Annotated in this window: 14 protein-coding genes and 1 pseudogene; 10 read left to right on the forward strand and 5 right to left on the reverse strand. The window is 40.0% G+C overall.

The features are described from left to right. Positions 1-112: 112 nt before the first annotated feature. Positions 113-385 (reverse strand): 30S ribosomal protein S15, encoded by a 273-nt coding sequence (gene rpsO / locus FZ940_RS06955; protein WP_004317763.1) that lies wholly within the window; start codon positions 383-385, stop codon positions 113-115. A gap of 146 nt (positions 386-531) precedes the next feature. Here rpsO and FZ940_RS09820 point away from each other — a divergent pair. The 7 genes and pseudogenes from FZ940_RS09820 (at position 532) to FZ940_RS06990 (ending at position 7,082) form a co-directional block, all read left to right on the forward strand. After that, positions 532-982 (forward strand): annotated as a pseudogene (locus FZ940_RS09820) (RrF2 family transcriptional regulator). Positions 983-984: 2 nt separating this feature from the next. After that, positions 985-3,177: a flagellar biosynthesis protein FlhA gene (flhA, locus tag FZ940_RS06965; protein WP_148822024.1), complete on the forward strand. Its 2,193-nt coding sequence runs from the start codon at positions 985-987 to the stop codon at positions 3,175-3,177. Positions 3,178-3,186: 9 nt separating this feature from the next. After that, a complete protein-coding gene (locus FZ940_RS06970; RefSeq protein ID WP_148822025.1) occupies positions 3,187-4,212 on the forward strand; it encodes a DHH family phosphoesterase in 1,026 nt (341 codons plus the stop codon). Continuing rightward, complete coding sequence (locus tag FZ940_RS06975; RefSeq protein ID WP_002942640.1) at positions 4,209-4,436, forward strand: hypothetical protein; 228 nt, start codon at positions 4,209-4,211, stop codon at positions 4,434-4,436. Before FZ940_RS06970 ends, FZ940_RS06975 begins: the two co-directional genes overlap by 4 nt. 9 nt (positions 4,437-4,445) lie before the next feature. Next, complete coding sequence (locus FZ940_RS06980) at positions 4,446-4,856, forward strand: tetratricopeptide repeat protein (protein WP_148822026.1); 411 nt, start codon at positions 4,446-4,448, stop codon at positions 4,854-4,856. A gap of 16 nt (positions 4,857-4,872) precedes the next feature. Then, positions 4,873-5,802 carry an aspartate carbamoyltransferase catalytic subunit gene (locus FZ940_RS06985; RefSeq protein ID WP_148822027.1) on the forward strand — a complete coding sequence of 310 codons (930 nt, stop codon included), beginning with the start codon at positions 4,873-4,875 and terminating at the stop codon, positions 5,800-5,802. 2 nt (positions 5,803-5,804) lie between these two features. Continuing rightward, positions 5,805-7,082, forward strand: a complete 1,278-nt coding sequence (locus FZ940_RS06990; RefSeq protein WP_148822028.1) for a dihydroorotase — start codon at positions 5,805-5,807, stop codon at positions 7,080-7,082. Between the two features lie 87 nt (positions 7,083-7,169). On the opposite strand, the gene FZ940_RS06995 is transcribed toward FZ940_RS06990, so the two are convergent. Genes FZ940_RS06995 through FZ940_RS07010 form a run of 4 tightly spaced genes read right to left on the reverse strand, consistent with a single transcriptional unit; the run spans position 7,170 to position 10,125 of the window. Next, positions 7,170-8,459: a M28 family peptidase gene (locus FZ940_RS06995; RefSeq protein WP_148822029.1), complete on the reverse strand. Its 1,290-nt coding sequence runs from the start codon at positions 8,457-8,459 to the stop codon at positions 7,170-7,172. Between the two features lie 16 nt (positions 8,460-8,475). After that, entirely contained in the window at positions 8,476-8,733 is a 258-nt protein-coding gene (locus FZ940_RS07000) for a heavy-metal-associated domain-containing protein (RefSeq protein WP_109146425.1), read from the reverse strand. Beyond that, entirely contained in the window at positions 8,726-9,049 is a 324-nt protein-coding gene (locus tag FZ940_RS07005; protein WP_148822030.1) for an aryl sulfotransferase, read from the reverse strand. The genes FZ940_RS07000 and FZ940_RS07005 overlap by 8 nt, the downstream gene beginning before the upstream one ends. Next, positions 9,046-10,125 (reverse strand): transglutaminase-like domain-containing protein, encoded by a 1,080-nt coding sequence (locus FZ940_RS07010; RefSeq protein ID WP_148822031.1) that lies wholly within the window; start codon positions 10,123-10,125, stop codon positions 9,046-9,048. The genes FZ940_RS07005 and FZ940_RS07010 overlap by 4 nt, the downstream gene beginning before the upstream one ends. A gap of 92 nt (positions 10,126-10,217) precedes the next feature. Between FZ940_RS07010 and FZ940_RS09465 the strand changes: the two genes are divergently transcribed. The 3 genes from FZ940_RS09465 to FZ940_RS07020 are packed head-to-tail and all read left to right on the forward strand — an operon-like array spanning position 10,218 to position 11,798. Further along, on the forward strand, positions 10,218-10,385 hold the full coding sequence (locus tag FZ940_RS09465; RefSeq protein WP_002942642.1) for a hypothetical protein: 168 nt from the start codon (positions 10,218-10,220) through the stop codon (positions 10,383-10,385). Between the two features lies 1 nt (position 10,386). Continuing rightward, a complete protein-coding gene (cmoB, locus tag FZ940_RS07015) occupies positions 10,387-11,256 on the forward strand; it encodes a tRNA 5-methoxyuridine(34)/uridine 5-oxyacetic acid(34) synthase CmoB (protein WP_262367610.1) in 870 nt (289 codons plus the stop codon). Between the two features lie 8 nt (positions 11,257-11,264). Then, a complete protein-coding gene (locus FZ940_RS07020; protein WP_107696375.1) occupies positions 11,265-11,798 on the forward strand; it encodes a thioesterase in 534 nt (177 codons plus the stop codon). Positions 11,799-11,943 lie beyond the last annotated feature (145 nt).

The raw sequence follows: 11,943 nt of genomic DNA on the forward strand, positions 1-11,943 counted from the left end.
GAGTAGATAAATTAATACTAAAGATGAGAAATTTAAAATAGACTGTAAATTTTTGAATAAAAGAAATGTATAAATGAAATTTAGTAAGGAGAGCAGATCGCTCTCCGATGGATTATTTATCTCTTAAGCCAAGCTCAGAGATTAGTTTTGAATATGTAGTGTAGTCTTTATTTTTAAGATACTTTAAAAGTCTTTTTCTTTGACCAACTAGCTTTAAAAGACCTAAGCGTGATGAAAAGTCTTTTTTGAAAATTTTAAGGTGTTCTGTAAGTTCAGTTATTCTAGCTGTTAAAAGAGCTATTTGAACTTCTGGAGAGCCTGTATCTCCCTCTTTTCTAGCGAATTTCGCAACTATTTGAGCTTTTTTAGCCGAATCCAAAGCCATAATGACCTCCTGATTGGTGAATTTTGGAAGAGCGATTATAGCATTTAAAACATAAAGTTAGATAAAATTATGCTTTTTAAAAATTAATGAAAAATGCAGTAAAAATTTAATAAAATTAGGGCTATTTAAAGACTTAAGGAAGATAAATGCTTTTTACAAAGGCAAGCGAATACGCTCTACTTTCACTTATTTTAATATCTCAAAAATCATCTCCAGTTGATGTTGATACGATCTCAAATGAACTTAAAATTTCAAAAAGCTTTTTAGCCAAAATTTTACAAAATCTTGCAAAAGATGGAATTTTAAAGTCGTTTAAAGGGGCAAATGGCGGTTTCGCACTAAATAACGAACCTGAAAATTTAAGCATAAAATGGCGGTTTCGCACTAAATAACGAACCTGAAAATTTAAGCATAAAAAAGATAATAGAGTGCGCTGAAAAACGTGAACTTAACGTCTTTGAGTGCTCATCTTCTGCAGATGGCTGCCCATCAAATAAAGCCTCGAGCTGTCAAATTTGGTCGATGTTTAGCGGTCTTCAAGGCAAGATCGACGAGATGCTTGATGCGATAAAACTAAGTGACATCGTTAAGAAGTAAAGTTGGCAAAGCAAAAAAATAACATCTTAACTCTTGTTGCGCCGTTTCTTGCGCCAATTGTTAAGTTTAAAAGTCTTAGCATCGTTGGTATCATTGTTGCCATCCTTGCTATCATCATCGTACCGCTTCCAAGCGCGGTGCTTGACTTTTTCCTGGCACTTTCGATCTCGATTTCTGTGCTTATAATTTTAATTTCGATTTATGTGCCAAAACCAACCGATCTTAGCACATTTCCGACGCTAATTCTTATCGTTACGCTTTTTCGCCTCTCGCTAAATATCGCAACCACGCGTATGATCTTAAGCGAAGGTCACAATGGCCCAGAAGCGGTCAGCGAGATCATATCAAGCTTTGGAAATTTCGTAGTTGGCGGCAACTTCGTTATCGGCACCATCGTCTTTTGTATCTTGGTTCTCATAAATTTTATGGTCGTAACAAAGGGTTCAACCCGTGTGAGCGAGGTGCAAGCGCGTTTTACACTTGATGCGATGCCTGGTAAGCAAATGGCGATAGATGCGGACTTAAACGCAGGTTTGATTGATGAAAAAACAGCGCGCGAAAGACGCCAAGCCATCATCGGTGAGGCAAATTTCTATGGCGCGATGGATGGTTCGTCTAAATTTATAAAAGGTGATGCCGTCGCTGGCATCATCATTACTATCATTAATATCATCGGTGGCTTTGCTATCGGCTCGTTTCAGCACGGCCTTGATATGGCGACATCGGCTCAGTATTATACGATCCTCACCATCGGTGATGGCCTTGTGAGCCAGATCCCAGGACTTATTACTTCAACAGCGACAGCCATTATCATCACAAGGGCTAGCAAGGACGATGAGGACTTTGCAGAAGGCACATTAAATCAGCTCTTAGGGGATTATAAAACCTTGCTGATAGTAGGCTTCATATTATTTATGTTTGCCATTGTCCCTGGACTTCCAACTCTTTCTCTTGGCTTTATTGCAGTGCTATTTTTGGGACTTGGCTACATCATCAAGCAGACCAAAGATGGCGGGCTAAATTTAAGTCTTGCGTCAAAAGATAAAACAGCTTCTAAAAAAGCTGGAGCCGCTACGCAAAGTGGGGCAGGGGCAGCTGCTAGTAGTGCCACTACTAAGGTGCCAAAGAAGAGCGATGAAGAGATCGCAAGAGAAGAAGAGACGAAGATAAATGATATCTTGAAGCTTGAAATTTTAGAGCTCGACCTTGGATATGGCCTACTAAAGCTAGCTGATGTGGATCTCATTGAGAGGATTCGTGCTATGAGGCGAAATATCGCTTCTAGTCTTGGCTTTTTGATGCCAAAGATAAGAATTCGTGACAACCTTCAACTACCGCCAAACGAGTACCGCTTTAAGCTAAAAGGCATCGTGATCGGTCAGGGTGAAATTTATGCTGATAAATTTCTAGCGATGGATAGTGGACTAGTTAGCGAAGATATCGAGGGAATTCCGACAAAAGAGCCAGCTTTTGGGCTGGACGCACTCTGGATCGATGCTAGCGTCAAAGAGGACGCCATACTTAGCGGCTACACGATAGTTGATCCTGCAAGCGTCATCTCAACGCATATGAGTGAGCTTATCAAGCAAAATGCAGCTGAGCTTCTAACTCGCCAAGAGACGCAAAATTTATTAGATAAACTAAAGATCGACTACCCAGTTGTGGTCGAGGATACGCTAAGGATCGCGCCTATAAATTTGATTCAAAAGGTTTTAAAAGCGCTGCTTAAAGACAATATCCCGATCAAAGATCTACTTAGCATACTTGAATCAATTAGCGACATCGCCGAGGTTAGTAAAAACCTAGATATGATCATCGAACACGTGCGTGCAGCACTCTCACGTGTCATTACCTCGCTTTATGTCGATGAAAAAGGTCAGCTAAATTTTTACATTTTAGATAGTGCTGCACAGCAAAAGCTTATGGACGCGGTGCAGTATAAAGACGGTGCGTATCACCTGATGATAAATGTAGCTCAAACTTCATCGATCGTTCAGGCTCTAAGACATGAAAAAGAGAAACGTCCGATGAGTCAGCATGGCGAAATGGTACTTTGTGTGGAGCCAAGTCTAAGAAAATTTATAGCAAATATCTGCGCAAATTTTGCCATCGACATCGTGGTGCTAAGCTTTGCTGAGATCTCGGCAAATACGCCATTTGAAACGGTTGGCGTCATAGAAATAGAAAATTTATAAAGGAAAACGATGAAAATTTATCACCTCTCACACACCGATCTTGACGGATACGGCGCGCAATACATAACAAATTTTTACTTCAAAGATGTGAAATTTCTAAACTCAAACTACGGCAGAGAGATAGATGATAAATTTGCTCAAATTTTAACTGAGATAGATGCCTCAAATGACGATAAAAACATCATCTTGATCACTGATCTAAATTTAACTCTAGCTCAGTGCGAGAGCTTTACTGAGATGATAGAGGGTAAAAATATAAAGCTATTTTTGCTAGATCATCACCAAAGCGGTGCCGAGTGCGCAAGTAGCTATCCTTGGTATTTCTTGGATAGTTCAAGGTGTGCTACAAAGATCACTTACGACTTTTTTGCGGGCATCTTTGGTAAAAACAAAGAGCTTGAAATTTTTAGTGACGTCGTAAATGCCGTGGATATCTGGCTAAAAGATGATAAAAATTTTGAGATGGGCAAGGTCTGTTTGGGACTTGTTGCAAATGCTAAAGAGATAAATAAAGTGATGTTTGAAGCTGAAAATAACCTCTATATGGATCATCTCTTAAAAGAAGCTAGCAAATTTTTTAACGAAAAAAACGACTATATCGGGCTTGATATGCAGGTACATGCAATTAAAAAGTCATTTTTCAAAGAGGATAAAGACGACACGCTAAGTAATCTAATCTCAAACTATGTCGTAAAAAAGCTTAGTGAAAATAAAGAGAAATTTAGCATAAGCTATAAAGATCATAAAGGAATTTTAACCTACAATATCGGCAACGTTTCGGTTATCGGCAACGATTTTTTAGTAGCAAATCCTGAATTTGACTTCTTTATCGACGTGACAAATAAAAAAACACTAAGCTTTCGCGCAAATGGCAAGCTTGACGTTAGCGTCATGGCAAAGCACCTAGTTGGCGGCGGCGGACACGTGAACGCAAGCGGCGGGCTGTTTGCAAATTTTAAAGATAGCTTTAGCTATGAGCCGATCAAGGCACAGATAGTTGATCTAATAACCAAAAAAACACAGGAGGAAATATGAAAGAAGAAGAGGTGAGCGTAGAAGAACTTAGCTACGAGCTTAGTATGGTGCTTGAGGCGATGTTTTACTATGCTGGAGTGAAAAAAGATAAGCTTGAAGAGGCGGCAAATCTCTATGTAGAGTGCATTGACGATGCGCTAGAAAACTCTGACGCTAGCGGTAGCGACGAGGTCATAGAGATAGTTGAATATATGAAAAAACACCATCCAAAGTTATTTAAATAAGGAGAAAATATGAAGAAAATTTTAGTTTTAGCGGCGGCACTTTTTGCGTTAAATGCTATGGCAAATGAAAATTTAGACAAGGCAAATGAGCTTTATGCAAAGAAAAATTTTAACGAGGCCTATCTTGCTTTTAACAAAGCTTGCGGCGAGGGTGAGAAGAAAGCTTGCACGATGAATGCGATCATGCTATTTAACGGCGACGGTGTAGCAAAAGATAGAGTTCAAGCTGAGAAAATTTTTACAAAAATGTGTGACGAAAATGAGGGCATGGCTTGCGAAAAACTAGGCGAAATGATCGCTTATGGCCTTGTAAAAGATAAAGACGCAAACGAAGCAAAGAACGAAGAAAAAGCAAAGGCTTTATTTAAAAAAGCTTGTGATAACGGCTACCAACCAGCTTGCGACTTCGTAGCAAAATAAATTTAAGAGGCTTAAAATGGGCTACAAACATAAAGATTTGATAGGAACTAGAGAGCTTAGCAAGGAAGAAATTTTATATTTTTTAGAGGCGGCGAAAGAGTTTAAGGAGCTAAATTTAAGCCAAGTGAAAAAAAATGACTATCTTCGTGGAAAGACCACGATAAACGCATTTTATGAGAACTCGACTAGAACGAGGACATCCTTTGAAATTGCTGCAAAGAGACTTGGAGCTGATACGATAAATTTCAGCTCATCAAGCTCGAGTGTGACAAAGGGCGAAAGCTTAAATGATACGATGAATAACATGGCTGCTATGAGAACTGATATCATCGTGCTTCGTCACCCAAGCTCTGGAGCGGCGAAATTTGCAGCTGATAGGACAGAGGCTAGCGTCGTAAATGCAGGGGATGGCACAAATGAGCACCCAAGCCAAGCTCTGCTTGATCTTTTTACACTAAGAGAGCATGGTAAAATTTTAGATAAAAACCTAAACGTTGCAATCATCGGTGACATCGCTAGAAGCCGTGTGGCAAGGTCTGACATCTGGGCGATGAAGAAATTTGGTATAAATTTAAAGCTCTTTGCGCCAAAGATGATGATGCCAAAAGATGCTGAGGTCTTTGAGTCTCAAATTTGCAAAAATATGGAAGAAGCCTGCGAGGGCAGTGATGTCATCATCATGCTTCGCATCCAACTAGAGCGTGGCGGTGCGGACGTAGCATTTCCAAGCTCGAGGGAGTACTCGAAATTCTTTGGACTAAATAAAAATAGGATAAAGCTAGCCAAACCTGATGCGATCGTACTGCACCCAGGACCGATAAATAGAGGCGTGGAGCTAAACTCAGATGTGGCTGATGGCGCGCACTCAGTCATACTAAATCAAGTTGAAAACGGCGTTGCTATAAGAATGGCGATACTAAATACGCTTGCAAAAAATAGGGGCTAACGATGAAAATAGCAATAATTAACGGCACTATCGTAAATAGCGACGAGAAATTTAAGGCAAATATCCTAATAGAAAACGGCAAAATAGCCAAAATCGGAAGTGAGAAATTTGAGGCTGATAAGGTCATAGACGCTACAAATAAGCTCGTCATGCCAGGACTTATCGACATGCACGTGCACTTTCGCGATCCTGGTCAAGAGTATAAAGACGACATCATCTCAGGCTCGCAGGCGGCCGTAGCTGGAGGAGTGACCACCTGCCTTTGCATGGCTAACACAAGCCCAGTAAATGACAATGCCTCGATCACAAGAGCGATGATAGAAAAGGCAAGAAACTGCGGGCTGATCGATCTTTTGCCAATTGCAGCCATCAGCAAAGGGCTTGGTGGCAACGAGATCGTTGAAATGGGCGATCTTATAGAAGCTGGAGCAGTTGCATTTAGTGATGACGGCCTACCAGTGACTAGCTCAAGCGTGATGAGGGCGGCACTTGAGTACTCAAGCATGTTTGGTAGCTTTTGTATAAGCCACTCAGAGGACTGCTCGCTTTGCAGGCAGGGCGTCATGCACGAGGGCAAGGTCTCAGCCATACTTGGACTTCGCGGCATGGCCAGGGAGAAAGAGGAGATCGCAGTGAGCCGTGATATGCTGCTTGCAAAGCTCACTAAAGCGCACATCCATATCGCTCACGTAAGCTCGGAGTACTCGCTAAAGATCATCGAAATGGGCAAAAAAGAGGGCATAAACATCACGTGTGAGGCCACACCTCACCACTTTAGCTTTAGCGATGATGAAATTTTGAAAAATGCCTACGATACAAATTTCAAAATGTCACCACCACTTCGTGAGGTAAGCGACGTAAAAGCGGTGAGAGAGGCGCTAAAAAGCGGCCTTATAGACGTTATCGCCACCGATCATGCCCCACATCACACAGACGAAAAGATAGTAGAATTTGACAAGGCGCCATTTGGCATCATCGGACTTCAAACCCTTGTGCCACTCACTCTAAAGCTCGTAAATGAGGGTGTTATAAGCTTAGAGCGCATGGTGGAGCTAACATCGACAAATGCGGCTAAAATGCTAAATTTAAAAGATAAAGGCAGGCTTGCTGAGGGCATGCTAGCTGATATTGCGGTGATAGATCCTGAGATCGAGTATATTTATGATGAGAAGATAAACCGCTCAAAATCGGTAAATTCTCCACTCTTTGGTAAAAAGCTAAAAGGTGCGGCGACTACTACTATAAAAAGTGGCAAGATCGTTTATGAGTTTGAAAAATAATCTAAATTTGCTCGTACTTGCGGGTAAATTTGACTTAGATGCTTTGAGATATAAAATTTGCTAGAAATTTCTAGCAAATTTTATTTTTTATGAGTTATATTTTTTAACGATACCACAAACGACTTTTTCTATAAAAAGTGCAGATTCAACTTCGCAGCACTCTCTTGTTGAGTGAGGTGAGTGGATGTTTGGCCCTATTGAGCAAGCACTAAGACCCGCTTTTTTCTCTAAAAGCACGCCACATTCAAGTCCAGCATGCACAGCTGTTATCCTTGCATTTGGCTTATAAATTTTTAGCTCTTCTAAGATATCGTTTGCAAATTTGTTATTTATAGGCTTCCAAGCCGGATTTCTATCTTTTGCAATGACGCTAAAGCCAAGTGCTTTTGCAAGCTCAGAAATTTCAAATTCCATCCTGTTTAGCCCATCTTTACTCATTGATCTAGCAAAAAACTCCACTTCAAACATGCCATCATCTTTGATCTTTACAAGTGAGAGGTTTACGCTATCTTGTGGTATGCCTAGCTCGCAGTTATAGGCTCTTACACCTTGTGAAAATGAGTTAATAAGAGCTAAAATTTTCTCGCCATTTTCTAAAACTTCTTCACCGGTGCCAAGCTTTTTCACGCTTAAATTTTCACACTCGCTCTTTAGCTCTTTATCGCTTAAAACCAGTGCAGTTGCGCCGCTTGGGATAGAGTTGCTTCGCTCACCACCTTCAAATTTGACAAGCTTACAGCCATTTTTAGTCACAAATGCCGCCAAAACCTTGATCGCATTTGGGATATTTTTATGTATCTCGTTGCCAGAGTGTCCGCCAGGAAGCCCACTCACTTTTACTTCATAAAGCGTGCTCTCTTTTGTTTTTTTGCTATTAAGCGAGATAGTGGCAAATAAATTTACACCGCCAGCGCAGCCGATGGTGACGCGGTCATCCTCTTCGCTGTCTAAATTTAAAAGCTTATCGGCTTTGAGATCGCCACTAAAGCCAGTGGCTCCGATCATGCCGACTTCTTCGTTGTTTGTAAAGAGGCACTCAATGTCGTCAAATTCGCTTATCATCTGCATCATGATAGCTACGCCTATGCCGTTATCGGCACCTAAAGATGAGTTTTTAGCCCTCATGTAGCCATCATCGCCATAAACTATCTCGATCTTTGGAGCATCACCCATGCAGACCATATCGTAGTGACTTTGCAAGCAAATTTTTGGCTTGCCTTTAAACGCATGAACGTTGCCAAAGCTATCGACCACAACTTCACAGCCCTTATCTTTTGCATAGCTAGCCAGAAAATCACGCATCTTATCGGTCTCATAACTGCAGTGCGGTATCGTAGTAAGTGTCTCAAATTTCTTTAAAATTTCACTATTTGACATATCTGTCTCCGTAGATTTATTTTATTTCGCCCTTATAGCCAGTCGCATCGACTGCTTTTAAAAGCTCTTTTTCATCGACCTTATCATCTGCTATAACGACAGCTTTTCGCTCTTTTAGTGATACATCTGCCTTTTTTACGCCCTCGACGCCAAGAGCAGCCTTTCTAACAATCGCCGTGCAAAGCGGACAGTGCATGCTAGGTACTGAAATTTCTATCTTTTTATCAGCGTAGCTTGCAGCCACTAAAAGGGCTAAAACTAAAATTTTACGCATAAATTTCTCCTAAAAGCTCTGGGTATGTAAGGAGTAAAAGCAAAATCACTCCAAAAAGTATATATATAAGTATCCATTTTTTCTTTTGATAACTTAGGTTGCAGCTCTTTGGCTTGTAAAATAGACTAATTCCTGAAATCACAAAGCAAATGACCGCCACGACGCTTAAAGGGACGCGGTACTCGTATAAATTTTGTGTCCAAGATAGAAATGAAAAAGATGTGCCAAAAAGCAAGAAAAGAAGTGCCGGCAAGCAGCACAAGGTAGCGCTGATAGCACTACCTATGGATGTTAGTATCAGCCAAAAGGCTCTCATTTTAGCTCGGTTGAGACGTAGTCGTAGCTAAATTCTTTTGGCGAATAATAATTTTGTGTGTTGCCATCAACTTCAGCGTATGGATAGCCAAAGTTATTTAGCGGAGTTTGCTCTGGAGTTGGCTTTAAGATAAAGTCACGGCCGTAGTTAAAGCCTATCCAGCACATCTCCCAGTTACCAAAGCAATAATCTCTCACAGCTGCGATCTTGGCGTCGTCATTTGTTAGCTTCTCGCCCAGTCTTACCTTTGTGACATCCGCTGGATCAACCGGTATCCAACCATAGCCTTTTAGGTAAAATTCAGCCCTGCAGTGCTGTCCGCCTGAAATTTTAGCTACGCCGTCTTTTGCGCTACCCATTTGATCTGAAAATCTAGACTGACCAACCCTGATACCAAAAATTTCTCTTGCTGGGATGCCAACTGATCTGCAAAGCCCCACAAAAACTGAGTTTATGTCGGTGCATTTGCCAACTAGTTTGCCGCTTTCAAGTATGGCTTTAACGTCGCCTGTGCCACATCCTAGGATGCTGTTATCGCGCTGCATAGTGTTTGCAACCCACGTGTAGATCGCTTTTGCGCGCTCTAAATCGCCCTTTAAATTTCCAACTATCTCTAGCGCTTTTGCTCTTACGACGCCGTCAGTTGGGATGTGTGAAGTTGGTTTTAAAAACTCTAAAACAGCAGGATCAACCTTCTCATTTGGATCGTAATTTACCTTGCTAAAGTCAGTGTTACGCTCTGTTGTTTGAATTTTAAACTGCACATTTAAGATAGGTCTTGGCTCATTTTCTTCAAAATCAGCATACATTGTTGGTATTAGCGTATCTGAAATATAGACGTTTTTAGCGGTTGTGTTTATGACGTAGTCTTGGGTTAGTTGCTGATAAGTAGTGCTTAGTGGGAGTGGCAACCAAATTTTTGAGCTTTTGCCTTTTTCGAGCAGTTGGTGTTTGAAATTTACATCGAAATTTCTAACCACTGGATTTGCTGGCTCATCGCTAGCTAGAGTGACACTTGGAAGCAGACTCGCTGCACCTAAAAAACTACTGAATTTAAAAAAATCTCTTCTTTGCATAAAATGCCTTTTTGCTTAATATTAGCCAAACTTGGCTCTAAAACTGCCTGCTATTCTAGCATAAAATTTTTATTTATGATAAAATCCGCCACATGAAAAAGATTATATTTTTAGGCTTTATAGCGTTATTTTGTAACGGTTGTCTTTACATGAATGAGCGCGGAGTTTCGACTCAATATTACAATGACTGTAAAGAGTATTATGACGCGACTGGCACCTACCAAAAAGAGTGTCCACACAATATCGTCGACTGGAAATAGCGTGGATCTTAGCAAATTTAACGAGCAACAAAAGCAAATTTTTAATAGGATAGAAAATTTAGCAAATTTTGACTGCGAATTTAGCTTGAGTGACAGCGTAAATGTAAAATTTAAAAATTTAGATCAAGCTAAAAAAGATGAAATTTTTGACCTCGCCCTTAGCCTAAAGCCTTGGCGAAAAGGACCATTTTTACTTGATGATATATATATAGATAGCGAGTGGCAAAGTTTTATTAAATTTAATATCCTTGCCCCGCACCTAAATTTAGCCGGCAAAAGCGTGGCTGATGTGGGTTGCAACAATGGATATTATATGTTTAAGATGCTTGAGTACGGTCCAAAAAGCATAACTGGCTTTGATCCTAGCGCGCATACATATTTGCAGTTTGCTTTTTTAAATAAATTTATCCGCTCAAATATCGCTTACGAGCTTCTTGGAGTAGAGAGCTTGCCAGAATACGCAGCGAAATTTGACACCATTTTTTGCCTTGGCGTGATATACCACAGAAGCGATCCTATCAAGATGCTAAAAGAGCTAAAAACTGCGCTAAATCCAGGCGGCGAGCTATTTTTAGATACCATGTATATTGATATGGATGGCGATTTTGCGCTAAGTCCAAAGGATAGGTATTCAAAAATTCCAAATATCTACTTTGTACCGACACTCTCGGCACTTCAAAACTGGTGCGAGAGAGCTAAATTTAGGGATTTTACCCTACTTGAAACAAAGGCCACTGATCTAAATGAGCAGCGAAAAACGCAGTGGATAGATGGTGAGAGTCTTGGAAATTTCTTAGACCCAAATGACAATACAAAGACCATCGAGGGCTACCCAGCGCCAAAAAGAGCATATGTTAGAGTTAAAATTTAAGGATAAAAATGGCAGAAGAAAATATCTATGATACAAAAGATGAATCGCAAATAATCTTACCAGAAGATGAAAATCCATTAAGAAATGAGATCAAAACCGCTCCACTTACAAAGCTAAATTTTAGTGGAACGGCATTTTTACTTGAAAAAAATCACGCAAAGACTAGATTTTTTACTACAGATGATATGGTGTGCGATACTGAGGGGCTTATTCATAGTGGATTTATTTTTATGGGCGCAAATCATGCCGCTCTTTTAGCCATTAATGAAGAATTTTGCGTTAGTATCGGGGCTAGAATAAATTTCTTTGGGCCACTAAAGCTTGGTGATGTAGTGGAATTTGACGCGCAAGCAAGATTTGAAGAGAGCAGAAAAAGGGAAGTAAAAGTGCTTGGATATGTTAAAGATATAAAAATCTTTGAAGGAATATTCCAACTTGTTACACTTGAAGAGCATATCTTCTTGGCTCAACAAAAAAATATCCAAAAAGAAGCTGCTATAAGGCAAAAAAAAGAGCGAGAAGAAGCTAAGGCTAATAGCTAAAAGTAAGTAAAAATTTTTGATTTTTAATCCCAAATAAAACGAAATTTTAAAAAGACAATCTTTATCTCATTATCCTATTTTGGTAAATAATTGGTAACATTTTTTAAAATTTTAAGGAAAATTAAGCAATAAAATTAATTTTCTA

Origin of the sequence: Campylobacter concisus, from assembly GCF_902460415.1 — a bacterium.
GTDB classification, from domain to species: domain Bacteria; phylum Campylobacterota; class Campylobacteria; order Campylobacterales; family Campylobacteraceae; genus Campylobacter_A; species Campylobacter_A concisus_Y.